The sequence below is a fragment of the Massilia paldalensis genome, from assembly GCF_044901715.1.
GTDB classification, from domain to species: Bacteria; Pseudomonadota; Gammaproteobacteria; order Burkholderiales; family Burkholderiaceae_D; genus Telluria; species Telluria paldalensis.
The window spans coordinates 1,054,203-1,077,112 of the sequence record NZ_JBJCIU010000001.1 but is presented as its reverse complement, the minus strand read 5'-3'; the positions used below and the strand labels follow the sequence as shown (position 1 = coordinate 1,077,112).

Annotated in this window: 19 protein-coding genes; 7 read left to right on the top strand and 12 right to left on the bottom strand. The window is 69.4% G+C overall.

What is annotated here, in order from left to right; translation table 11 throughout:
* Positions 1–93: 93 nt before the first annotated feature.
* On the bottom strand, positions 94–450 hold the full coding sequence (locus tag ACI1V7_RS04835; RefSeq protein WP_404530610.1) for a hypothetical protein: 357 nt from the start codon (positions 448–450) through the stop codon (positions 94–96).
* A gap of 184 nt (positions 451–634) precedes the next feature.
* Here ACI1V7_RS04835 and ACI1V7_RS04830 point away from each other — a divergent pair, with 184 nt between their 5' ends.
* Together ACI1V7_RS04830 and ACI1V7_RS04825 are read left to right on the top strand one after the other, a co-directional pair.
* Positions 635–1,816 carry a pyridoxal phosphate-dependent aminotransferase gene (locus tag ACI1V7_RS04830; protein ID WP_404530609.1) on the top strand — a complete coding sequence of 394 codons (1,182 nt, stop codon included), beginning with the start codon at positions 635–637 and terminating at the stop codon, positions 1,814–1,816.
* Positions 1,817–1,873: 57 nt separating this feature from the next.
* Positions 1,874–4,063, top strand: a complete 2,190-nt coding sequence (locus ACI1V7_RS04825) for a hybrid sensor histidine kinase/response regulator (protein ID WP_404530608.1) — start codon at positions 1,874–1,876, stop codon at positions 4,061–4,063.
* Between the two features lie 12 nt (positions 4,064–4,075).
* On the opposite strand, the gene ACI1V7_RS04820 is transcribed toward ACI1V7_RS04825, so the two are convergent.
* Together ACI1V7_RS04820 and ACI1V7_RS04815 are read right to left on the bottom strand one after the other, a co-directional pair.
* Positions 4,076–4,549 carry a hypothetical protein gene (locus tag ACI1V7_RS04820; protein ID WP_404530607.1) on the bottom strand — a complete coding sequence of 158 codons (474 nt, stop codon included), beginning with the start codon at positions 4,547–4,549 and terminating at the stop codon, positions 4,076–4,078.
* Between the two features lie 186 nt (positions 4,550–4,735).
* Positions 4,736–5,995 carry a PEP-CTERM sorting domain-containing protein gene (locus tag ACI1V7_RS04815; protein ID WP_404530606.1) on the bottom strand — a complete coding sequence of 420 codons (1,260 nt, stop codon included), beginning with the start codon at positions 5,993–5,995 and terminating at the stop codon, positions 4,736–4,738.
* 214 nt (positions 5,996–6,209) lie between these two features.
* Here ACI1V7_RS04815 and ACI1V7_RS04810 point away from each other — a divergent pair, with 214 nt between their 5' ends.
* The 4 genes from ACI1V7_RS04810 (at position 6,210) to ACI1V7_RS04795 (ending at position 12,115) form a co-directional block, all read left to right on the top strand.
* Entirely contained in the window at positions 6,210–7,982 is a 1,773-nt protein-coding gene (locus tag ACI1V7_RS04810; RefSeq protein WP_404530605.1) for an alkaline phosphatase D family protein, read from the top strand.
* Between the two features lie 167 nt (positions 7,983–8,149).
* Positions 8,150–9,775 (top strand): Na+/H+ antiporter, encoded by a 1,626-nt coding sequence (locus tag ACI1V7_RS04805; protein ID WP_404530604.1) that lies wholly within the window; start codon positions 8,150–8,152, stop codon positions 9,773–9,775.
* A 145-nt stretch (positions 9,776–9,920) separates the two neighbouring features.
* A complete protein-coding gene (locus ACI1V7_RS04800) occupies positions 9,921–11,048 on the top strand; it encodes a DNA topoisomerase IB (RefSeq protein ID WP_404530603.1) in 1,128 nt (375 codons plus the stop codon).
* A gap of 23 nt (positions 11,049–11,071) precedes the next feature.
* Entirely contained in the window at positions 11,072–12,115 is a 1,044-nt protein-coding gene (locus ACI1V7_RS04795) for an L-dopachrome tautomerase-related protein (RefSeq protein ID WP_404530602.1), read from the top strand.
* 12 nt (positions 12,116–12,127) lie between these two features.
* Here ACI1V7_RS04795 and ACI1V7_RS04790 read toward each other — a convergent pair whose 3' ends face one another.
* The 6 genes from ACI1V7_RS04790 to ACI1V7_RS04765 all read right to left on the bottom strand — a co-directional run bounded on the left by ACI1V7_RS04790 (position 12,128) and on the right by ACI1V7_RS04765 (position 17,447).
* A complete protein-coding gene (locus ACI1V7_RS04790; protein ID WP_404530601.1) occupies positions 12,128–12,958 on the bottom strand; it encodes an ABC transporter substrate-binding protein in 831 nt (276 codons plus the stop codon).
* A gap of 19 nt (positions 12,959–12,977) precedes the next feature.
* Positions 12,978–13,700, bottom strand: coding sequence for an energy-coupling factor ABC transporter ATP-binding protein (locus ACI1V7_RS04785; protein ID WP_404530600.1), 723 nt, complete (start codon positions 13,698–13,700; stop codon positions 12,978–12,980).
* 8 nt (positions 13,701–13,708) lie between these two features.
* Positions 13,709–14,416 carry an ABC transporter permease gene (locus tag ACI1V7_RS04780; protein ID WP_404530599.1) on the bottom strand — a complete coding sequence of 236 codons (708 nt, stop codon included), beginning with the start codon at positions 14,414–14,416 and terminating at the stop codon, positions 13,709–13,711.
* A complete protein-coding gene (locus ACI1V7_RS04775; RefSeq protein WP_404530598.1) occupies positions 14,416–15,357 on the bottom strand; it encodes a formate dehydrogenase accessory sulfurtransferase FdhD in 942 nt (313 codons plus the stop codon). The genes ACI1V7_RS04780 and ACI1V7_RS04775 overlap by 1 nt, the downstream gene beginning before the upstream one ends.
* A gap of 82 nt (positions 15,358–15,439) precedes the next feature.
* Positions 15,440–16,828 carry an FAD-binding oxidoreductase gene (locus ACI1V7_RS04770; protein WP_404530597.1) on the bottom strand — a complete coding sequence of 463 codons (1,389 nt, stop codon included), beginning with the start codon at positions 16,826–16,828 and terminating at the stop codon, positions 15,440–15,442.
* An 82-nt stretch (positions 16,829–16,910) separates the two neighbouring features.
* Positions 16,911–17,447 (bottom strand): pyridoxamine 5'-phosphate oxidase family protein, encoded by a 537-nt coding sequence (locus ACI1V7_RS04765; protein WP_404530596.1) that lies wholly within the window; start codon positions 17,445–17,447, stop codon positions 16,911–16,913.
* A gap of 142 nt (positions 17,448–17,589) precedes the next feature.
* On the opposite strand from ACI1V7_RS04765, the gene ACI1V7_RS04760 reads away from it, so the two are divergent.
* Positions 17,590–19,785 (top strand): hybrid sensor histidine kinase/response regulator, encoded by a 2,196-nt coding sequence (locus ACI1V7_RS04760; RefSeq protein WP_404530595.1) that lies wholly within the window; start codon positions 17,590–17,592, stop codon positions 19,783–19,785.
* 117 nt (positions 19,786–19,902) lie between these two features.
* On the opposite strand, the gene cyoE is transcribed toward ACI1V7_RS04760, so the two are convergent.
* The 3 genes from cyoE to ACI1V7_RS04745 form a co-directional block, all read right to left on the bottom strand.
* Entirely contained in the window at positions 19,903–20,847 is a 945-nt protein-coding gene (gene cyoE, locus ACI1V7_RS04755; protein WP_404530594.1) for a heme o synthase, read from the bottom strand.
* Between the two features lie 268 nt (positions 20,848–21,115).
* Complete coding sequence (gene pncB, locus ACI1V7_RS04750; protein ID WP_404530593.1) at positions 21,116–22,303, bottom strand: nicotinate phosphoribosyltransferase; 1,188 nt, start codon at positions 22,301–22,303, stop codon at positions 21,116–21,118.
* 59 nt (positions 22,304–22,362) lie between these two features.
* A complete protein-coding gene (locus ACI1V7_RS04745) occupies positions 22,363–22,860 on the bottom strand; it encodes an SET domain-containing protein (protein ID WP_404531542.1) in 498 nt (165 codons plus the stop codon).
* Positions 22,861–22,910 lie beyond the last annotated feature (50 nt).

Genomic DNA, 22,910 nt, shown 5'->3' with positions numbered 1-22,910 from the left:
CCCATTGACACGGCACGGCGCCGCAGATGCGCCATTGTCGCGCAAACTGCCGCGCCTTGCCGGGATCGGTGCGCCGCCGGCGCCCCGCGCCATTCAGTGACGCGTCTGCGCCGCGTTCGCCGCCCGCGTCGCGGGGTCGGGATCCAGGCCGCCCAGCCGGTCGAGGATGGCCGCCGCGCGCTCGGCCGTGGCCGGGTCGGGCGCGTTGACCGTCACCTGGCAGTCGCGCACCGCGTCCTGGGCGACGGGCGCGTAGGTATGGCTGTAGGCGGTCTTGCCCGTGACCTCGGGAGAGTCGCCGGTGACGAAGTTGCCCTGCACGGGGCCGGTCTCGTCGATGCGCACGTCGATGGCGACGTCATCGGCGGCAATGCCGGCCTCCAGCAACGCGGCACGCGCCTGCTCGGCGGCGGTCACGTGCATGAAAGTACGAACGATCGGGTTTTGCATGATGGCTCCTGCATGAATGCACTTGGACCCACCGTACCAGAAATGCATCGGGGGTGGCGCCCGCCGCGACCGACCCTGCTTGTACGATTGCCAAGCATGCGTTCGTGACAAAAACACGTAACGTGCGGCACGAAGTTTTTGCTTTAGTACAATTCTCGCCACCTCAACTGCGAGCCCCTACCCCATGCACACGTCTGCCCGGATCGCCTCCTCCCGCCCCCTCGCCACCACCGCCATGCACGGCCGCGTCGAAACGCTGCGCAGCCAGGGCCAGGAGGTCATCGACTTTTCCATCGCCATCTCGCACTTCCCGGCGCCCGCGCCGGTGCTGGACGCGGTGGCGCACGCGCTGGAGGCCCAGCGCACGATGCCCTACACGAGCGTGGTCGGCGCCCTCGACGTGCGCGAGCGCCTGGCCGCCAAGCTGCGCCGGGAAAACGGCATCGCGGCCCGGCCGGACGAGATCATCGTCACCAACGGCGCCAAGCAGGCGCTGTACGAGGCGCTGTACGCGATGAGCGATCCGGGCGACACGGTGCTCGTGTTCAAGCCGCACTGGCCCGCCTATGTCGCCACGGCGCAGCTGCTCGGGCTGCGCGTGGCGCTGGCCGAGCTGCCGGACGCCATCACGCCCGCCTTGCTGGACGGCCTCGGCACGCCCAGGATCGTAATCATCAATAACCCGCACAACCCGACCGGCAAGGTGTACACTCGGCGGGAACTGGAATGCGTGCGCGACTGGGTGCAGCGCATCGGCGCCCGGGTGATCGTCGACGAAAGCTACGAGCACCTGATCTTCGACGGCGAGCATGTCAGCCTGGCCGCCTTGTGCGACTGGCGCGACGTCGGCGCGGTGACGATCTTCTCGGCGTCGCAGAGCCATGCCATGATGGGCTGGCGCGTCGGCTTCGCGCTGGCGCCAGCGCCCATCGTCGAGGCGATGCAGACGCTGCAGGGGCCGATCACGGCGGCCGCGCCGCACCTGTCGCAGGTGGCCGTCGCCGCGGCCTTCGACAGTGGCGCCCCGCTCGCGATGATGGCCGAGTACCGCGAGAGGCGCGACCTGGCGGTGGCGGCGTTTGCGGGACTGCCCTGGATGACGATGCATGCGCCGGCGTCCGGGCCCTACCTGTGGGGCGACGTGCGCGCGCTCACGCAGGACAGCGTCGGGCTGTGCGAGGCGCTGCTGGAAGAAAAGCGGGTGGCGACGATGCCCGGCGATGCGCTGGGCGTGCCCGGCTTCATCCGCCTGGGCTATATCGCGGACGACGTGGCGACGCTGCGCGACGGCATCGACAGGATCATCGCATTCGGCGACGCCGCGTTCGCGCGGCAACGGTCACGGGACGAGCAAGTAGATGAGTAGGAAGACATGATATTTGGGTTGAGCCGGTTCCGGCCGAACAGTCTCCGGAGCCGGCTGATGCTGCTGGTGGCGCTGGCGATCACGCCGCTCGCGATCATGACGATCCTGTCCGGGGTCCGCGAACGCGAACACGCCATCAAGGCGTCCGAGGAAAACCTGCGCCGCCTGACCGGCATGGCGGCCGCCAACGAGGCCCAGTCGGTGGAAGGCGCGCGCCAGATCCTCGTCGACCTGGCGAGCGTGCCGGACCTGATGGGCGACACGGCCAGGTGCACGTCGCTGCTGTCCGACGTGCTGGACCGCAACGAAGGCTTCGTCAACTTCGGCCTGATCCAGCTGAACGGCGACGTCACCTGCAGCGCCGTGCCGCTGCTGCATCCGGTGAACCTGGGCGACCGCAGCCACTTCCGCCGCGCCATCGCGGAGCGCCGCTTCATCGCCGGCGACTACGTGTTCGGACGCGTCATCAAGAAGCACACGATCAACCTGACCTACCCGGTGATCGACCGCGGCGGCAAGGTGCTGGCCGTCGTGTTCGCGGCCATGGACCTCGAAGGCCTGGACACCTTCATCAACGACATCGACCTGCCGCCCGGCTCCGTGCTCGCCACGGCCGACGCGCGCGGCACCATCATCGCGCGCCGCCCCGACCCGGAACGCCACTTCGGCACCCGCCTGGCGCCGGCCATGCTGGAAGCGATGCGCACGGCCGGCCAGCGCGCCGTGACCATCCGCGGCGAGGACGGCGTCGAGCGCCTGCACACCTTCGCGCGCGTGGGCGCCCCGGCACTGTCCGACTATACGGTGACGATCGGCATCCCGACCGAGACGATCCTCTCCGCGGCGCGGCGCGACCAGATCATGTCGCTGCTGGGCCTGGCCGCCACGACGCTGCTGGCGCTGCTGGCGGCCTGGCTGGTGGGCAACGTGCTGATCGTGCAGCGCGTGCGCAAGCTGATGGGCACGGCCGAACGCATCGCCGCCGGCGACCTGGACGCCCGTTCCGGCATCGACTACGGCCGCGAAGAGATCGGCAACCTGGCGCAGGCGCTGGACCGGATGGCGGCAGCGCTGCAGAAGAAGGAAACGGCGCGCACGCTGGCCGAGCGCGAGCTGCGCGCGGCCGACCAGCGCAAGGACGAATTCCTGGCCATGCTGGCGCACGAACTGCGCAACCCGCTGGCCCCGATCAGCACGGGCGCGCACCTGCTCAAGCTGCTCCATTCGGACAATGCGCAGATCACCCAGACCTGCGCGATCATCGTGCGCCAGGTCGACCACATGACGAGTCTCGTCGACGACCTGCTCGACGTCTCGCGCGTCACCCGCGGCCTCGTCGCGCTGTCGACCCAGGTGCTGGACATGAAGCGCGTGGTCGACGATGCCGCCGAGCAGATCCGCCCGCTGATCTCGGCGCGCCGCCACCGCGTCGCGATCGATCTGCCGCCGGAGCCGGCCCACGTCAAGGGCGACCACAAGCGCCTGGTGCAGGTCTGCGCCAACCTGCTGAACAACGCCACCAAGTACACGCCGGAAGGCGGCACCATCCGCCTGCGCCTGGCGCCGGACGGCAGCGACTGGGTGCTGACCGTGGAGGACGACGGCATCGGCATGGAACCGGAACTGGTGGACCGCGTGTTCGAGCTGTTCACCCAGGCCGAACGCACGCCGGACCGTTCGCAGGGCGGCCTGGGCCTGGGCCTGGCCCTCGTCAAGAGCCTGGTCGAGCTGCACGGCGGCACCGTGCAGGCCGCGAGCAAGGGGCTCGGCCAGGGCTCCACCTTCACCGTGCGCCTGCCCCGCTTCGTGCAGGAGGTGGTGCCCGCGCCCATCGTCGACCGCGGCGCGCTGCCGGCCGGCGGCGTGGCCCCCTTGCGCCTGCTGCTGGTGGACGACAACGTCGACGCCGTGCACACGCTGCAGCTGTTCCTGCGCTCGGCCGGACACCAGGTGGAAGTCGCCTACTGCGCCAGCGACGCCCTCGAACTGGCCAAGGTGCTGGTGCCGGACGTGTGCCTGCTCGATATCGGCCTGCCCGACTTCGACGGCAACGAACTGGCGCGCCGCCTGCGCCAGCTGCCGCAGGCGGCCGGCGCGACGCTGGTCGCGATGACGGGATACGGCCGCCAGCAGGACCGCGACGCGTCCATGGCCGCCGGCTTCGACCACTACCTCGTCAAGCCCGTCAACACGGGCCAGCTGGCCGACATCCTGGGCGCGGTGGCGGAAACGGGCGCCGGGCGCTAGGAACGGCTACTGTCAGGTGCTGCTGCGCTGCGTGGCCAGCGCCACGATGGCGGCGCCGGCGGCGACGATCAGCGCATCCTCGATCAGGCCGCTGCGGGTCTGGCCCATGCGCGCCATGGCCTGCTTGCGCACGGCCAGCGTCGCGTAGGCCAGCGGCACGGCGGTCGCCACGGCGACGGCGGCTCCCTCCTTCTCGCTCCCGCGCGGCGCCAGCGCCGCACCCGCGATGCCCGCGCTCATCACCCGCGCCAGCAGGCCCAGGAACACGGTGCGGTCGGGCGCCGTCTTCATCTTGTCGCCGGCCAGTTCGCCGACACCCATCGCCAGCGCGCCGTACTTGAAGACGGGGCGGTTGAGCAGGGCCAGGTGGCCCGTCGTGTCGCGTCCGGCCAGGCGCGCCGTGGCCAGCGTGGCCATCGGCGTCATCGAGCGGGCGCTGGCGACGGCGCCGATCAGGATCGAAGGAAGCAGGTCGCGCAATCCCATGGAGATCTCCTTGTCAGTGGTTGGATGCAAACCGCCGTGGCGGCTGAGTTGGCATCCAGCTTACGCGACTCGGGAATATTGCACCGCACGCATCGTCCAGCCCCCCAATGACACATCCCGGCGGCAGGCTGGCTGCGGCCGGGATGGCGGGAGGAATGGCGGGAGGAAGGGGGTCGCGGCCCGGGTTCAGGCGCGGCGCCTGCGCCGCGCTGCCAGCAGGCCCGCGAAGCCCAGGGCGAGCAGCCATGGCGCGCCCGGCTCCGGAACCTCGCTGGCGCCGTCCTTGCCGTCGGCGGAACCGGTCGGGACGGGGATCGGCTGGGTCGGCTGCAACACCTGGGGCAGGCCGCCGTTCGGTGCCTCGGGCGCCGTCTGCGGCGCGGGGATGACGGGGCCGGTGGAGGGGGTGGTGCCGCCGTCGCCCGTGCCGCCGCCATTGCTGCCCGTGCTGCCGCCGCCGGCATTGCCCGGATCGCCCGACGGCGCGCCCTCGCTACCGCCCGTGCTGCCGTCCGCGGTTCCGCCCGTGGTCCCGCCCGTGCTGCCGTTCTGCTGCGGCGCCGGCGCGGCGGCGCTGCCGCCCGTGTTTGTGTTGCCCGTGTTCGTGTCGCCCGTGCCCGAAGCTTGCGAGGCTGCGGACAGCAGCAGGCCGCTGTTGGCGATGCGCATCATTTCAGCGAGGTCCGGCATATACGGCAAGCCGATGCCGGTGCTGCCGCCGCGCGCGCTGGCCGCAGCGGTGCCGCCCGCCAGGCCCGCGCCAAAGAAATTGTTCAGCGCGAAGGCACGGCCGCCTCCGTCGACGAGGCTGTCGGCCGTGAACGACACGTTCTCGGCACTGCCCTCGTCGGCGTCACCGGCTTCGTCGCTGGCCGCATCCAGTTCGGACTCGCTGGGCCCCTTCGCCTCGACGGGGAGCATGGCGACGTCGGAGATGCGGTTGCCGCAGCGGCCGCGGATCTCGCTGCTGCCGTCGGTCAGCACGGTTTCGCCGGCGGCCAGCGTATGCTTGCCCGCGGTCCAGTAGACCTTGTCGCCCTTGCGATAGGACACGTACACGGCGCGCGGCTTGGACACCGTCGCGACGCTGGCCTTGTCGACCTGGAACGAGGCATAGTGAGCGGCCACCACCTTGTCCATCTTCATCACGCGCACGACGTCGTCGCGCCCGGCAACGCCGCCCGGCACGATCGAATACGGATACACGCGGCGCGCCGCCCTGGACGCCACCGGTGCGGCGGCCTGCCCGGCCTGCGCCTGCATCCCCGTTGCCGCCACCTCGACGATGCCGGACACGTCGGCCGCCACCGAAGGCGGCGCCGGGCTGCGGGTGGCGTACAGCAGTGCGGCACAGGCCGCGACACCCAGCATGGCCACGACGGCCAGGCGCTGCTTGAGGCGCTGGGACTTTCTGCTGCGTCGAATGTAGGCGGTGCGTAAAAGCATGATTCAACCTGAGTAGGACATTTCCTACAGTGTAAAGCTATTTCCAAACGTAAAACTGTCCGTTTGGAAATATTGGTTATTTTGCGTTGTAGAAATGCCGAAATTGATGATGTGGAGAAACGTTTTCATTTCCACATGGAAACATCTTGCTTTGTCATTGCTCGGCAATAAACGATCGCTAGACTCGGCGCCGTTCACTTGACACGAGGGCAATATGGATCGACGTGGTTTTCTGCGCAGCGCAGCCTATTTCACCGTGGTCGGCGCCGGCGTCCCGCTGGCCGCCTGCGGCGGTTCGGACGGCACCCCGGCCGGCAGCTTCACCTTTCCGCTGGGCGTGGCCAGCGGCGACCCGAAGGACACCAGCGCCGTGTTCTGGACGCGCTGCCTGCGCAAGGACGGCAATGGCGACGCCAGCCTGCGCCTGGACGTGGCCAGCGACCCGGCATTCGCGAACATCGTCGCGCTGGCCGAGCTGAGCGCCACCGCCACCTACGACCATACCGTGCGCGCCAAGGTGACGGGCCTGGCGCCGAACACCCGCTACTGGTACCGCTTCGTGGCCGGCACCGACGTCAGCGCCATCGGCCAGACGAAGACGGCGCCGGCCGCCGCGAGCGCGCCGGCACAGCTGCGCTTCGCCTGGATGACCTGCCAGGACTGGAGCATCAACCACTGGGCGGCAATGGACCTGATGGCGCAGGAGGACCTCGATTTCATCGTCCACCTGGGCGACTACATCTACGAGACCGTGGGCGCCGCGTTCCAGACCGGCGCGGCCGAACCGGCGCACGGCAAGATCACGCTGCCGAACGGCGTGGCCGCCGGCGGCGCCGTGTATGCCAATACGGTGGACGACTACCGCACGCTGTACCGCACCTACCGGGGCGACACGCGCCTGCAGGAACTGCACCGCAAGTTCCCGATGGTGGTGATCTGGGACGACCACGAGTTCTCGGACGACTGCTGGCGCGACCACCAGACCTACACCAACGCCAACGTCCAGCAGACGGCGCGCCGGCGTGCCGCCAACCAGGCCTGGGCGGAATACATGCCGGTCGACTGGGGCGACGTGTCTTTCGACCTGAACAACGCGGCCTACGACAATATCCGCATCTACCGCGACTTCAAGTTCGGCAATCTGCTGCACCTGGTGATGACGGACGAGCGCCTGTACCGCGACGACCACGTGGTCAGCGAAGCGGCGTACGCGCAGATGCTGCAGCACGATGCCGTGAACGGCAGCGATTCCGTCGGTTCGCGCTATTTCGTGCCCCAGCCCCTGCTGCTGCAGTACGAGCAGGCCGACACCGCCGCGCTGGGCCGCGCCCCGAGCATCTTGGGCGCCACCCAGGAACAATGGTGGAAGGACACCATGAAGAACTCGACGGCGACCTGGAAGGTGTGGGGCAACGAAGTCACGCTGAACCGCATGTGGGTCGACCTGCGCACCCAGGCCGCGGCGCCCTACAACCAGCTGTACGTCGTGAACGCCGACGGCTGGGACGGCTATCCGGCGCACCGCGCGGAACTGCTGGGCTGGCTCGGCAAGCAGGGCATCGGCAACGTCGTCGCGATCACGGGCGACCTGCACGCCTTCCAGTGCGGCGTCATCTACGACAACAACGACCCGGCCAGCGGCAAGGCGGTGGCCGTCGATTTCGTCAGTGCCGGCATCAGCAGCAGCTCGTTCTACAAATACCTGAGCGCCGGTTCGGCCGGCACGCCGCTGGCGCCGCTGGTGGCGACGCCGCAGACCTTCGACGGCGTGCTGCGCGCCCACAACCCGGGGTTCGCCTACGTCGACCACGACGCCCAGGGCTATTCCGTGGCCACCGTGACGCCCTCCTCGTTCAGCGTCGTGTTCAACAAGGTCAAGCCGCTCAACGCGGACGGCAGCAAGCCGTCGGCGCCGCTGGCCAAGAAGACGCGGATCGTGCTGCAGGCCGGTTCCACGGTGCCCGCCGTCACCGACAACGTCAGCTGATCCGTCGCCCCTGCGCAGGCAGGGGCCCAATGTCCGCATGCACTGACGCCGGGCGAGCAATATTGGGCCCCTGCCTGCGCAGGGGCGACGTCGTTCGGCCATTCGGTAGACCACGCTCATCGCTCCATTCATTTATGATTCGTTTACACATGAATGAAAGGAAATGAATGGAGTCGATCGAAGTTGTCCTGGCCATGCTGCTCGCCGTCGTGGCGAGCGGGTGGCTGGGAAGGATGCTGCCGTTTGCCGTACCGCTGCCGTTGATCCAGATCCTGCTGGGCGCGATCATCGAAGGGGTGTTCATGCACGGCGTGACGCTCGACCCGGACATTTTCTTCCTGCTGTTCCTCCCTCCGCTGCTGTTCCTGGACGGCTGGCGCATTCCCAAGGTGGGCCTGTTCCGCGACAAGGGCACGATCCTCGAGCTCGCGCTGGGCCTCGTCGTCTTTACCGTGCTCGGCGCCGGCTTCCTGCTCGACTGGCTGATCCCGGAAATGCCGCTGGCCGTCGCCTTCGCGCTGGCCGCCATCGTGGCGCCCACCGCCCCCGTCGCCGTGTCCGCGATCACGAGCCGCATTCCCGTGCCGCCGCGCCTGATGCACATCATCGAGGGCGAATCGCTGCTCAACGATGCCAGCGGCCTCGTGTGCTTCCGCTTCGCCGTGGCCGCCGCCATGACGGGCCACTTCTCGCTGACGAAGGCCGGCACGACCTTCCTGTGGGTGGCGCTGGCCGGCATCGCCGCCGGCGTCGTCGTCACCTGGGCCATCGCCCGCGCCCACGCGATCCTGCTGAGCCGTTTCGGCGAGGACGACGGCATGCCGATCCTGATCAACCTGCTGACCCCGTTCGGCGCCTACCTGGCGGCCGAGCACCTGGGCGCCTCCGGCATCCTGGCGGCGGTGGCGGCCGGCATCACGATGAGCTACGTCGAGCTGGGCGGCAGCGCCACGCCGACCACGCGCATCCGCCGCAACGTCGTGTGGGACACGCTGCAGTTCGCGCTGAACGGCGTGATGTTCGTGCTGCTGGGCGAGCAGTTGCCGGACGCCGCCCGCGCCGCCCTGCATCCCAGCGGCCCCACGCCCTACGGCGGCTGGTGGCTGGCCGGCGTGGCGCTCGCGTTCAGCCTGGCGCTGGTCCTGCTGCGCTTCGTCTGGGTCTGGATCTCGCTGCAGCTGACGCTGCTGAACCGGCGCCGCCTGGGCCAGCAGGTCTACGAGCCGCGCATGCGCGTGATTCTGGCGACTTCCTTCGCCGGCGTGCGCGGCGCCCTGACGATGGCCGGCGTCCTGACGCTGCCGCTGGCGCTGCCCAGCGGCGCGCCCTTCCCCGCGCGCGACCTGGCGATCTTCCTGGCCGGCGCCGTGATCGTCGTGTCCCTGGTGCTGGCCAGTATCATGCTGCCGCCCCTGCTGCGCGACCTGGAGCTGCCCGAGGCGCCGCACGTGGACGACGAGGAAGACCGGGCCCGCCACGCCGCCACGGTAGCGGCCGTGGCCGCGATCGAAAACGAGGCCAAGCAGTACGGCAGCGACGCCAAAGGCATGCTGCATGCGGACGCCGCCTCCCACGTGCTGGGCCTGTACCGCCACCGCCTGCGCGAAACCCAGCCCGGGGACGGCCGCCCGGACGCCCACGCGGCCGAGCAGACCGAGCGCATCTACCGCCTGCTGGGCTTGCGCACCGAGCGCGACACGATCCTGCGGCTGGCGCGCCGCAACGAGATCTCGGACGAGGTGGCGCGCCACCTGGTGCGCGAGATCGACCTCGTCGAGGCCCGTTACCGCTAGGCCGGCGCATTCTTGACGCGCCGCCGTAGGGTGGGCACCACGTGCCCACCATCACTGTCTCCCGGCCACCAACGTTAGTTCCCGAACGGTGCATCCACGCCATCCGCTTAGACTGACCGCTGGACGTGTCAGATACGGATGACCCATGAAAAGCGAACAGCGCGCACCGGCCGGCCCGGTCCCGAATACCGATCCCCCCGCCGCCGCCAAGGCGGCCGGCTTGCGCTACGTCCACGACGACCGCCCCGGCATCACGCGCAAGCCGGCCAAGGACGGGTTCAGCTACCTGGACGCCCACGGCGTGCCCGTCGAGGACGAGGCCACCCTCAAGCGCATCAGGGCGCTGGCGATCCCGCCCGCCTGGACGGAGGTCTGGATCTGTCCCCAGGCCAACGGCCACCTGCAGGCGACGGGCCGCGACGCGCGCGGGCGCAAGCAGTACCGCTACCACGCCAAGTGGCGCACCGTGCGCGACGAGGTGAAATACGAACGCATGATCAAGTTCGGCCAGGCCCTGCCCCTGATCCGCAAGGAAGTCGACCGCGCGCTGGCCCTGCCCGGCCTGCCGCGCGAAAAAGTGCTGGCGACCATCGTCTACCTGCTCGAGGCGACGATGATGCGTATCGGAAATGACGAATATGCGCGCGAGAACAAGTCCTATGGCCTGACGACGCTGCGCAACCGCCACGTGCACATCGACGGCAGCGAAGTCGAATTCCGCTTCCGCGGCAAGAGCGGCGTGTACCACGACGTCAAGGTGCACGACCGGCGCCTGGCAAGGATCATCGCCCGCACCCGCGAACTGCCCGGCCAGGAACTGTTCCAGTACCTCGACGAGCACGGCGAGCGCCACGCGGTGGGGTCCGCCGATGTCAACGACTGGCTGCGCACCGTCACCGGCGAGGAATACACGGCCAAGGATTTCCGGACCTGGTCCGGCACCGTGCTGGCCGCCATGGCGCTGCGCGAATTCGAGAGCTTCGACTCGGAGGCGCAGGCCAAGAAGAACATCGTGCGCGCCATAGAATCGGTGGCCGAAAAGCTCGGCAATACCCCGTCGGTGTGCCGCAAGTGCTATGTGCACCCGGCCGTGCTGGACTCCTACCTCGACGGCACCATGCTCGAGGGCCTGCGCGCCCGCGCCGAGGAAACCCTGGCCCAGGACCTGCCCGACCTGCAACCCGAGGAAGCGGCGGTGCTGGGCATGCTCCAGCACCGCCTCGCGCAGGAAGCCGCCGCGGCCGGCGTACACGTGACACGCCGCGCCGCCTGACCAACCCAAAGAAAGGCAAGCCCATGACAGCATCGCGCAGCATCGAACTGGTCGCCGAATTCGGCCACCAGGTGACCGGCATCTCCGTCTCGGAAGACAACCGCATCTTCGTCAACTTCCCGCGCTGGACCGAGGACACCGAGGTCTCCGTGGCCGAACTGGTCGATGGCCAGCCACGGCCCTATCCGGACGAGGAATGGAACGCCTGGCGCAACGCGAAGAAGGACGAGATCACGCCGGAAGACCATTTCGTGTGCGTGCAGAGCATCGTGGCCGACGGCCGCAGCAGCCTGTGGGTGCTGGACGCCGCCGCGCCGGCCCAGGCCCACATGGTCTCGGGCGGACCGAAGCTGGTGCGCGTCGAACTGGCCACGAACACGGTCAGCCAGGTGATCCCGTTCGACGAGGACCTGGCCCCGCAGGGCTCCTACCTGAACGACGTGCGCTTCTCCCCGGACGGCAAGTACGCCTACATCACGGATTCCGGCGTCAAGGGTGCGCTGCTGGTCGTGGACATCGGCGCCTCCAAGGCCGTGCGGGTGCTGGACGGCGACCCGTCCACGCAGATGAAGAAGGGCTTGAACGTGACGGCCGACGGCAAGGTGCTGCGCCGCCCGGACGGGCGCGGCGTGGAATTCTCGGCCGACGGCATCGAACTGTCGAAGGATGGCACATACCTGTACTGGCAGGCGATCAAGGGCGAGGACCTGTACCGCATCCCCACCGAGGCGCTGCTGGGCGCCGGCCTGCGCGGCGAGGACGTGTCGGGCCAGGTCGAACCCTACGGCAAGAACGGCGTCTGCGACGGCCTGCTGTTCGACCGCGGCACGGACGTCATGTACCTGACCTCGCCGCAGGACGATTCCGTCAAGCGCCGCGACCTGGCGCAGGGTCCGGATGCGCCGGTCGAACTGGTCGTGCACGACGATCGGCTGCGCTGGCCCGACACCTTCAGCCAGGGGCCGGACGGCACGATCTACGTGACCACCTCGCACATCCAGGACTCGGCCTTCTTCAAGCCGGACGCGCCGCCGGCCCTGCCGACGCAGCTGTGGAAGCTGGTGTGAGCGAGCGGCAGGCTATTGCGCGGAAGGGAAGAACAACTGCTCCCCTTCCGGCTTGAACGCCGCGATCTTCGCCTGGCCCTCGCGCGAGGTGATCCACGCGATCAGCTGCTTCGCGCCCTCGTAGTTGATGCCCTTGTGCTTGTCCGGATTGACGGCGATGATGCCGTAGGGATTGAACATGCGCTTGTCGCCCTGCACGAGGATGGCCAGGCCCGTCTTGGCCTTGTAGGCGCCATAGGTCGCGCGGTCGGTGAGGGTATAGGCGCCCAGCTCGGACGCCATGTTCAGCACCTCGCCCATGCCCAGGCCCGCCGACACGTAGTTGGCACCGGCCGGCTTCGTGCCCGCCGCCTGCCAGTAGCCCTTTTCCATCACGTCGGTGCCGGAATTGTCGCCGCGCGAGATGAACTTCGCATTGCCGGCGGCGATCTTGCGGAACGCGGCGATCACGTCGCGCTCGCCCTTCACCTTCGCCGGGTCGGCCGTGGGGCCGGCCACGACGAAATCGTTGTACATCACGTCGCGACGGTCGATTCCCCAGCCTTCGGCGACGAACTTGTCTTCCAGCTGGCGCGCGTGCACGAGCGTCACGTCGACGTCGCCGTTCTTGCCCAGTTCCAGCGCCTTGCCGGTGCCGACCGAGATCACCTTGACCTTGATGCCCGTCTTCGCCTCGAAGGACGGCAGCAGGTAGGCGAGCAGGCCCGAGTTCTCCGTGCTGGTGGTGGTCGACAGGCGCAATGCCTTGGCGTCGCCGGCCTGCTGGGCAAATGCGAGGGGCGCCGACAGCGTGGACGCGAGAACGGCGCCGAGGGCGAGGACGAGGATGGAACGGCGTTGCATGGACATCTCCTTGTTGTGGTCAGCGGACTTCGAGGCGGCCGTCGCGCAGCTTGAAGCGGTGCACGCCCGGCAGGTTGATGAGGTCGCGGTCGTGGCAGGCGACGACGACGCTGCTGCCCTCCTCGACCAGCGCCGGGATGAGTTCGAGCACCTGCTCGCGCGCGGCGCCGTCGAGGTTGGCGGTCGGCTCGTCCAGCAGCAGCAGGCGCGGCTGCAGGATGCGGGCGCGCGCCAGCGCCACCCGCTGCTTCTCGCCGCCGGACAGGCGCGCCGGGTCGGTACCCTGCAGGTGCAGGACGCCCGCCCAGGCCATGGCTTCCTCGACCAGCGCGGCCTGCTGCCGCGCCGCGCCGCCGCGCAGGGCCAGGCCGTAGCCGACGTTGTGGGCGACGCTGCTCGAGAACAGCACCGGATGCTGGTGCACGTAGACGATGGACTGGCGCAGGGCGCGCGGATACGGATGGTGGCGCACCTCGCGGCCCTCGAAGCGCAGGCTGTCGATCTCGGCGCGCTCCAGGCCGCCCAGCACGCGCAGCAGCGTGCTCTTGCCGGCGCCGTTCATGCCCGTCAGTACATAGGCCGCATGCGTCGCGATCTCGAGCCGGTCGATGTCGAACAGCAGGCGCTCGCCGTGGCGCTTGCGCAACCCGCGCAGGCCCAGCAAGGCCTTGCGGCGCTCGCCGCCCTGGCTCGCGTTCGACTCCACTTCCGAGCTCGTTTGCAGCTTCGTTTGCGGCAGCATGTGCGACATCACTCGCGCCCCCGCGCCGCATGGGCGTCGCCCTGCAGCACCATCAGCATGCCGTTCATCACGAGCGCGAGCGTCACCAGCACGATGCCCAGCGCGATGCCCTGGGCGAACTCGCCCTTGCTGGTCTCCAGCGCGATGGCCGTCGTCATCGTGCGCGTCTCGCCCTCGATGTTCCCGCCCACCATCAGCGCGCAGCCCACTTCCGAGATCACCCTGCCGAAACCGGACAGCACGGCGGCCATCACGCCGAAGCGCGCCTCGTGCAGCACGCGCGCCATCACCTGGGCACGCGAGGCGCCCAGCGTGACGGCCGTCTCGGCGTAGCGCGGATCGACGGCCTGCACGGCCGCCAGCGTGAACGCCACGAGGACGGGCAACGCCACCACGCACTGGCCCAGAACGATACCGGGCTGCGAGAACAGCCACTGCAGGTCGCCCAGCGGCCCGCGGCGCGACAGCAGCAGGTAGAGCAGGAGGCCGATCAGGACGGTCGGCAGCGACAGCGCCGCCTGCGCCAGCCAGATCACGATGCGGCGCCCGCGGAAGCGGTACATCGCCACCACGTAGCCCAGCAGCACCGCGGGCGGCGCGGCCAGCAGCAGGCCGGCCAGGCTGGTGGTGAGGGAGACGCGAATGATGCGCCACAGGGCCGGGTCGCCCGTGAACAGCAGCGCGAACGCGCGTACGATGGCGTCGGCCAGGGACATCAGGGCGCGAGGGGGGCGGCCGGGCTGGACGCGGCGGCCCGGGCGGCGTATTCCGCGTCGACGGCGGCCAGCAGCTCAGGTTCGAACACGAGCCGCTCGGTCCCGGACAGCAGCAGGAAATGGCGGCCGCTGCAGCGCGCCAGCAGCGACATGCCGAGCTGCCGGGCGACCTCGTGGCCCATCTGGGTGGTGCCGGAACGCGACAGCAAGAAGGGAATCCCCATCTGCGCGCCCTTGATCACCATCTCGGACGTCAGCCGCCCCGTCGTATAGAACACCTTGTCGGCGCCGCTCATGCCTTCCAGCCACATCAGGCCGGCGATCGCATCGACGGCATTGTGGCGGCCCACGTCTTCCACGAACCACAGCAGCTCGCCGTCGGCATCGAACAGCGCGCAGCCGTGCACGGAGCCGGCCTGCTTGTACACCGACTGCTGGCTGCGGATCGCCTCGACGATCCGGTACACCACCGACTGGCGCAGGCGCGCGTCCGGCGACAGCGCGATGCGGTCGACCTCGTCCATCAGCCCGCCGAACACGGAGCCCTGGCCGCAGCCGGTCGTGACGACCTTGCGCGCCGTGCGTTCCTCGACGTCGCGGATGCCATCGCGGGTGACGACGGCCACCGCATCGACGGACCAGTCGACCTGGACCGAGACGACCTCGTCGAGCGAGCGCACCAGGCGCTGGTTGCGCAGCCAGCCTAGCGTCAGCGCTTCCGGCGCGCCGCCCAGCGTCATCAGGGTGACCAGTTCGCGCTTGTCCACGTACACGGTGAGCGGACGTTCGGCCGGGATGTCGAGCGCCGTGTGGCGGCCGCGTTCGTCGACCGATACGACCTGGTGGGTCAGCGTGGCGCTGGCCTGCGAGAGCAGCGGGCGCCGGCCCGGCACGGCATGCGCTGCGGACGTCATGACAGGAGGCAAGTCGATACGGTTCATGCTTGTCATTGTGCCACGGTCGCGGCAAATGGCGCACTCCCCTGCCTTTCGGCGTGCCCGCCCTTGCTGTCCCTGCGCCGGATCACCCGCCCGGCCGGATGTTGTGGTTGAAGCGGAACAGGTTCTGCGGATCGTAGCGCTCCTTCACCTGCAGCAGCCGGTCGTAGTTGGCGCCGTAGGCCTCGCGCACGCGCGCCGCCTCGTCCTGCGTGAGGAAATTCACGTACACGCTGCCCGCCGCGTGGGGCGCCGCGGCGGCGAAGAATTCCCGCGCCCAGCCCGTGACGCGCTCGTCGTCGGCCGCGTCCAGCCAGCGCCCGTGCACGTTCATCGCGAACTGGATGTCGCGGTGCGGGTAGGCGGTGGCGTCCGGCGCCGGCTCGTTGGCGCGGCCGCCGATCAGGCCCAGGAAGATCTCGCAATGGGGCGTCGGCACGGCGGCCGCGTAGCGCAGCACGACGTCCAGCGCCTCGTCCGACAGGTGCCTGAAGTTGTGCGATTTCCAGTAATTGCGGGCGCCCGGCGCCAGCAGCGGATCGAAGACCTTCTGCCAGGCCGTGTACGGCATCGCGCCCACGTGCTCGCCCAGCACCGTGCCGAAGCCGCGCACCTCGTCGACGACGGGCGCCACCTGCGCCGGCGGCTGGGGCGAGAACACGGCCAGCGCGACCATGCCGGTGCCGTGCACGTCGGCCGGCAGGAAGGGCAGCGGCGGCGCCTTGCGCAGGACGGCCCAGATGCTGACGTCGTTGGGCAGCGTGTCGACCAGGTCGCGGTAGCGGCGCAGCACGTCCCTGCCCTCGGCATGCGGGAACACGACGAGGCCGGCCGTGACGTCGGGGCCGACGCCATGCAGCGCGAACTCGAACCGGGTCACCACGCCGAAATTGCCGCCGCCGCCGCGGATGGCCCAGAACAGGTCCGGTTCCTGGCGCGGACCGATGTGGCGGCGCAGGCCGTCCGCCGTGACGATCTCGGCGCCGACCAGGCTGTCGACGGTGAGGCCGTAGGCGCGGCTCAACCAGCCGAAGCCGCCGCCCAGCGTCAGGCCGCCCACGCCGGTGGTCGAATTGATGCCGAGCGGGACCGCCAGCGCGAAGGCCTGCGTCTCGTGGTCGACGTCGGACAGCAGCGCCCCTCCGTCGACCCAGGCCAGGCAGGCCTGCGGATCGACGTGCACGCCGCGCATGTCGGACAGATCGATCACGAGGCCGTCGTCGCACAGCGCATTGCCGGCGATGTTGTGGCCGCCGCCGCGCACGGCGAGCGGCAACCCGTGCTGGCGCGCGAAGCCGACGGCGGCCAGCACATCGGCCGTGCCCGTGCAGCGGGCGATCAGGGCCGGGCGCCGTTCGATCATCGCGTTCCAGATGGTCCTGGCCGCGTCGTAGTCCGGATCGCCCGGCTCGAGGACGGGCCCGCGCAACGCCGCCCGCAGGCCGGCGACGACCTCGCTGTTCATCTTGGTCATGGCATCCCCCTATGGCATGGATTCAGCATAGGAGGCGCCGGGCGATGTGCAAGCGGCCCGATGAGCTGCGCGCAGGTCGTCGTCAGAAGGTCAGGCGGCCCTCGATCGAATCGTCGAGCGTCTTGCCGATCAGGGCGCCCACGGCGACCTTGGCGCCGGCCACGACGCTGCCATGCTTGTTGTCCCAGTAGTAGCCCGTCTTCGGCGTGAAGCGGATCACGGTGATGCGCGGATCGTCCTCGCCTTCCGTGAACCAGGTCTTGAGCAGCGGGTTCCACAGTTCGTGGATCATGGTGCGGTCCTGCATGATGTCGGCGCGTCCATCCAGTTCCAGGAAGCCGGCGTGGTGGCCGACCTGGAAATACAGCTTGGCGGCCGGATTCGCGGCCAGCTCGTGGTTCTTGTGGCTGTCGCTGGCGGACAGGAACCACAGGTTGCCGGCGTCGTCGGCCTTGCGCACGCTCATCGGACGCACGCCGTCCGTGGAACCGGTGGCGCCGGTGGTGCAGAAGAAGCAGGATTCGGCGTCGTCGGCCATCTCCTTGACGCGCTTGGCGGCGTCGATGCCGGCCAGGTCGCGGCGGTTCTGTTCGGGTTGGTTGCGGTTGATCGAATCCATGGCGTTCTCCACTATTGAAAGGTAACCCGACTGTACGCCGCGCACACCTTCCCGTCTGTGCGCGGCTGAACGGTGGCGGCAGCGAACGGCCATGGCACGGCGCTGCTTGACCTATAATTACATTTTTTATCCCGGGAAACACATGCGCGCATCCGGCGGGCCCACCCTCTCCCTGCGCCACCTGCTGATCCTGCTGACGGCGATCGGCCTGCTGCCGCTGGCGACGCTCGGGGTGTGGAACCTGCATGCCGCCTCGGAATACCGCCAGCGCGAACAGGAGCGTTCGATGCTGGACCTGGCGCGCGCCCTGTCCAGCGCCGTCGACGCGGAACTCGACGGCACCGTCGCCACGCTCAGCAGCATGGCGCGCAGTCCGACGCTGGCGGCTGGCAATATCCGCGGCTTCTACGACATCGCCGTCCAGCAGGCGCACTCCCAGGACGAGTGGCTGTCCGTGATCCTGGCCGACGCGGACGGGCACATGCTGTTTCGCACCAATGCCCCGTATGGCGCGGCGCCCGCACCGGTCGCCGATCCGGCCAGCCTGCAGCAGGTGCTGGCCCTGCGCCGGCCCGTCGTCGGCCGCATCGCGCGCGGCAAGGGTGGCACCCTCGCCGTGCCCGTGCGCATTCCCGTCAGCGACGGCGCCGGCCGCCTGTACGCGCTGACCGCCGTCGTGCGCCCCGACCGCATCGTGCGCGTCATCGAGCGCCAGCGCACGCCGGTCGGTTCCGTGATCGGCGTGATCGATGCCAGCGGCGCGCTGGTGGCGCGCTCGCGCCACAAGGCGATCGGCGAGCGGCCGAGTCCTTCGCTGGTGCAACTGATGCAGACCGGCGGGCCCGAGAACGTCGGCCGCACCACCACGCTCGAAGGCGACGACGTCGTCACCGCCTATACCCGCCTGTCGCACTATGGCTGGACCGTGGCCATCGGCGCACCGCCGGCGCCGCTGCGTGCCGGCTTCGTCAGTGGTTTCGCGCTCTACGGCGCGGCCATCGCCCTGTCGCTGGCCGTGTGCATCGCCCTGGCCTCGTGGCTGGCGGCGCGCATCGTGCGCGGCATCGAGCGCCTGGAGCGGGGCGCCGCCGCCCTCGGTGCCGGCGCGCCGGTCGCCATCGCGCCGTCACGCATCCGCGAGATGCAGCGCATCGGCCAGGCGCTGGAAGCGACGGCGCGCCAGCGCAACGCGCACGAGGACGAGCGTTCGCGCCTGCTGGTATCGCTGAAGGAGGCGCTGGAACGCCAGGAAGAAGCGCTCGGCGAGGCCCGCAGCGCCGGCCGCGCCAAGGACGAGTTCCTGGCCGTGCTGGGCCACGAGCTGCGCAATCCGCTGAGCCCCATCGTCGCCTCGCTCGACCTGATGGACATGCGCGACGAGCCGGCCGGACGGCGCGAACGCACGATCATGCGGCGCCAGGTCAGCCACCTGAAACGCCTGGTCGACGACCTGCTGGACGTGTCGCGCATCGCGTCCGGCAAGCTGCAGGTCGACCTGCGCCCCCTCGACCTGGCCGAGCTGGCGCGCCAGACGGTGGCCGCCCTGCCCGACCAGCCGATCGGCTTGCAGGCGCCGGCCGCGCTGTGGGTCGACGGCGACGAGAGCCGCCTGGCCCAGGTGCTGAACAACCTGCTGTCGAATGCCGCGCGCTTCGGCAGCAGCGCCACGCGCGTCACGCTGGAGGCGGTGGACGGCAGCGCCCACCTGCGCGTCGAGGACAACGGCGTGGGCATGGAAGCGGACCTGCTGGCGCGCGTGTTCGAGCCGTTCTACCAGGCGCCGCAGCCGCTGGCGCGCCACACGGGCGGCCTGGGACTGGGCCTGGCGATCGTGCGCCGCATCGTGGAACTGCACGGCGGCCGCGTCGCCGCCCGCAGCGCGGGACCGGGACGGGGCAGCTGCTTCGAGGTGGTGCTGCCGCTGGCGGAGGCGCCGGCCGCGCCCGCGGCGCCCGAACGCGCGCCGGACTCGCGCCGCCTGCGCGTGCTGCTGGTCGACGACAACGAGGATGCGGCTGCCACCGGAGCCGCCCTGCTGGGCCAGCTGGGCCACGAGGTCCGCACGGCCTACACGGCCGGCCAGGCCCTGGCAGCGGCGCGCGAATTCCATCCCGAGGTGGCGATCCTGGACATCGGCCTGCCCGACATGGACGGCTACGGCCTGGCCGCGATCCTGCGCCGCACGGGCACGCCGGGCCTGCGCCTCGTCGCGCTGACGGGCTATGGACAGAAGACGGACGTGGAACGGGCGCGCGCGGCGGGGTTCGACCTGCACCTCACCAAGCCCGCGGGGCTGGAAGATTTGCAACGGGCGTTGCAGACGGCGGCGCCGGCGTGAGCCGGAACACGTGAAACCGTCGCCCCCGCGCAGGCGAGGACCAAGGTTGCCGGCGTTGCTACGACGCGCGACATTGGGCCCCTGCCTGCGCAGGGGCGACGATACGTCGGCGACGGGTCAGCCGAGCAAGGGCATCAGATAATGATCCGCCAGCAGCGCCGCGAACAGCAGCGCCAGGTAGGCGATCGACCAGGCGAACGCCTTGCGCGCCACCTGGTCGCTGTAGCGGCGGTGCACCAGCCAGGAATGGCGCAGGAACACGGCGTTCAGCACGGCGGCGGCGGCCAGGTACAGCCAGCCGCTCATGCCGACGACGAACGGCAGCGCGCACGAGGCGGCCAGCACGATGCTGTAGCGCCAGACGGCACGGCCCGTGTGCGCCATGCCGTGGGTGACGGGCAGCATCGGCAGGCCGGAGCGCGCGTAGTCGTCGCGGCGGTACATCGCCAGCGCCCAGAAATGCGGCGGCGTCCACAGGAAGATCACCAGCACCAGCAGCCAGGCTTGCAGCGGCACGGCATTCGCCACCGCGGCCCAGCCCAGCGCCGGCGGCATCGCGCCGGCCAGGCCGCCGATCACGATGTTCTGCGAGGTATTCGGCTTGAGCAGGATGGTATAGATGAAGGCGTAGCCGACGAAGGTGGCCAGCGTCAGCCACATCGTCAGTGGATTGACCTCGAAGTACAGGATCGCCATGCCGGCCCCGCCGACCAGCAGCGACAGCAGCACGGTGCGGCTGCGCGTGATCTCGCCGCGGGCGGTGGCGCGGCGCGCCGTGCGCGCCATGCGGGCATCGACCTCGGCCTCGATCAGGCAATTGACGGCGAAGGCGGCGCCGGCCAGCAGCCAGATGCCGGCGGCGCTCCACAGCAGCACGGCCCAGCCGGGAAAGCCGGGGGCGGCCAGCAGGCTGCCGATCACGGCGCAGAACACGGTCAGCTGGGTCACGCGCGGCTTGGTCAGTACCCAGTACTGGGACAGCGTGTTCAGGGCCGGCGCCAGCGCGCCGGCGACGGCGGCCGGTTCCGCCGGCACGGCAAGTTTTGCTTCGACATTCGACATGGCAGATAGTCCAACGTAAGACGGTGGCGGCACGGCCGATGGGTACCGTGCGGCGGCGTGCGGCGCCTGCGCGGCGCACGGGCCGGCGGGGTCGGGATGGAAGCAGCCTGCGAAAGGCGCACTCCCGGGCAGCATGAACCCGGCATGCTAGCGGAAAACGCCACGCGGACGTACGGGCAAATTGTCCCAGTTGACGGTCAGACAAGCCGCGGGCCCCTTGGGCGGGAGGGGCGACTGTGGCGTAGCGGCCACAGTCACGCAGGCGGCATCAGATGCGCTGGTCGAAGACCTGGCGCAGGTAGGCGATGAAGGTCTCGTCCGTGGAAAAGCCCTTGCCCGGGCTGTCGGACAGCTTGGCGACGGGCTGGCCGTTGCAGCGGGTGAGCTTCATGACGATGTTCAGCGGGTCGAACTGGGTATCGTTGGTGAGCTTGGTGCCGATGCCGAAGCCCGTCAGTACGCGGTCGGCGAAGTGACGGTACAGCATCAGCGCCTTCGGCACCGTCAGCGCGTCGGAGAACACGAGGCGCTTGGTGCGCGCGTCGATGCGCAGCTTGGCGTAGTGGGCCAGCGCCTTCTCGCCCCACGCGACCGGATCGCCCGAGTCGTGGCGCAGGCCGTCGAACAGCTTGGCGAAATACAGGTCGAAGTCGCGCAGGAAGGCGTCCATGCCCACCACGTCGGTCAGCGCCGTGCCGAGGTCGCCGCGGTATTCCTGCACCCAGTCTTCCAGCGCCTTCTTCTGGAAGTCGCGAAGGCGCACGTCGAAGGACTGGAACGCCTGCATGTATTCGTGCGCCATCGTGCCGATGGGGACGATGTTGAACTTCTTGGCCAGGTAGACGTTCGACGTGCCCTTGAAGAATTGCGGGATCTCGCGCACGAGCGTGGCCACCACTTCCTCGTGCCAGTCGCCCGAGAAGCGCCGGCGCACGCCGAAGTCGGAGAATTCGAACGGGTGCTGGCGCTTCGGCTCCTGCTCGAAGGCGCGCAGCTCGTCGATCTTCTGCTGCAGGCGCTGGCGCGCTTCCGTCAACGCCGCTTCCTGGTCGAAGCGGCGGAAATACAGCTCGTTGACGATGTACAGCACGTAGATCTCGAAGCCCATCACGTGCACCAGCGGGCCGGCGGCGCGGATGCGCAGGTGCGGACCGTCCGTCTCGACCTGGATGAACTTGCGCTGGAAGCGGAACAGCGTGAGGAAGTCGGCGAAGTCGCTTTTGATGTAACGCAGCGTGCGCAGGTAGTTCACCTCGTCCTCGGTGAAGCGCATCGTGCACAGGTGGTCCAGCTCGCGCTCGACTTCTTCCTTCAGGTCGGCCAGCGGATAGGCGGGCGTGTTGCGGCACTTGAACTCGTATTCGCCGACGGCGTTCGGGTGCATGTGCAGCAGCGCCTGCCACATCGTGAATTTGTACAGATCGGTTTCGAGCAGGCTGCGGACGACGGGTTTCATGTGCGAGCGTCTTGTTGTTGTCGGTTCCGCCATCTTACCGGGCCTGGCGGATTCGCGCTTCACGCCGCCGCGTTTGCTTTCGCGCCCGCGCTTTTCCTGGTCCGCTTCTTCGGCGCCAGCATCGTGCCATTGCACTCCTCCGTCCCGCAGCGGCAGGCGAACAGGCGCTTCAGGGCCGGCGTGTGGCGCTCGTCGTAGATCAGCGCATAGTTGTAGTTCAGCTCCTCTCCCGCCTCGATGTCGTGCAGCGCGTGGATGTAGACGCGGCCATCCTCCTCGTAGGCTTCGCAGTTCGGGCCGCAGGCATGGTTGATCCAGCGCGCGTCGTTGCCGCGCCGGCCGCCGTCGATGACGTTGCCGTCGGCCAGGCTGAAATAGAAGGTGTGGTTGACGGGACCGCCGCGCTCGGCCGCGCGCCGGGTCGCCTCGTCCCAGCTGATGCGCTCGCCGCGGTACTCGATGATGCGCTCGCCGGCCGCGATGTCGCGCAGGGCGAAGACCCCGTTGCCGTGGATGGGCGATTTCCGGACTTCGTAGATGGAAGACTTGGTGCTCATTGCGATGACGTTGTGGGGTGGTGGATGGTGGAAGGCGCCGCCGGCGGACA

Coding starts and splice junctions, on each gene's coding strand:
- ACI1V7_RS04835 (WP_404530610.1), bottom strand. CDS start 450: ATGCAAAACCCGATCGTTCGTACTTTCATGCACGTGACCGCCGCCGAG.
- ACI1V7_RS04830 (WP_404530609.1), top strand. CDS start 635: ATGCACACGTCTGCCCGGATCGCCTCCTCCCGCCCCCTCGCCACCACC.
- ACI1V7_RS04825 (WP_404530608.1), top strand. CDS start 1,874: ATGCTGCTGGTGGCGCTGGCGATCACGCCGCTCGCGATCATGACGATC.
- ACI1V7_RS04820 (WP_404530607.1), bottom strand. CDS start 4,549: ATGGGATTGCGCGACCTGCTTCCTTCGATCCTGATCGGCGCCGTCGCC.
- ACI1V7_RS04815 (WP_404530606.1), bottom strand. CDS start 5,995: ATGCTTTTACGCACCGCCTACATTCGACGCAGCAGAAAGTCCCAGCGC.
- ACI1V7_RS04810 (WP_404530605.1), top strand. CDS start 6,210: ATGGATCGACGTGGTTTTCTGCGCAGCGCAGCCTATTTCACCGTGGTC.
- ACI1V7_RS04805 (WP_404530604.1), top strand. CDS start 8,150: ATGGAGTCGATCGAAGTTGTCCTGGCCATGCTGCTCGCCGTCGTGGCG.
- ACI1V7_RS04800 (WP_404530603.1), top strand. CDS start 9,921: ATGAAAAGCGAACAGCGCGCACCGGCCGGCCCGGTCCCGAATACCGAT.
- ACI1V7_RS04795 (WP_404530602.1), top strand. CDS start 11,072: ATGACAGCATCGCGCAGCATCGAACTGGTCGCCGAATTCGGCCACCAG.
- ACI1V7_RS04790 (WP_404530601.1), bottom strand. CDS start 12,958: ATGCAACGCCGTTCCATCCTCGTCCTCGCCCTCGGCGCCGTTCTCGCG.
- ACI1V7_RS04785 (WP_404530600.1), bottom strand. CDS start 13,700: ATGCTGCCGCAAACGAAGCTGCAAACGAGCTCGGAAGTGGAGTCGAAC.
- ACI1V7_RS04780 (WP_404530599.1), bottom strand. CDS start 14,416: ATGTCCCTGGCCGACGCCATCGTACGCGCGTTCGCGCTGCTGTTCACG.
- ACI1V7_RS04775 (WP_404530598.1), bottom strand. CDS start 15,357: ATGAACCGTATCGACTTGCCTCCTGTCATGACGTCCGCAGCGCATGCC.
- ACI1V7_RS04770 (WP_404530597.1), bottom strand. CDS start 16,828: ATGACCAAGATGAACAGCGAGGTCGTCGCCGGCCTGCGGGCGGCGTTG.
- ACI1V7_RS04765 (WP_404530596.1), bottom strand. CDS start 17,447: ATGGATTCGATCAACCGCAACCAACCCGAACAGAACCGCCGCGACCTG.
- ACI1V7_RS04760 (WP_404530595.1), top strand. CDS start 17,590: ATGCGCGCATCCGGCGGGCCCACCCTCTCCCTGCGCCACCTGCTGATC.
- cyoE (WP_404530594.1), bottom strand. CDS start 20,847: ATGTCGAATGTCGAAGCAAAACTTGCCGTGCCGGCGGAACCGGCCGCC.
- pncB (WP_404530593.1), bottom strand. CDS start 22,303: ATGAAACCCGTCGTCCGCAGCCTGCTCGAAACCGATCTGTACAAATTC.
- ACI1V7_RS04745 (WP_404531542.1), bottom strand. CDS start 22,860: ATGAGCACCAAGTCTTCCATCTACGAAGTCCGGAAATCGCCCATCCAC.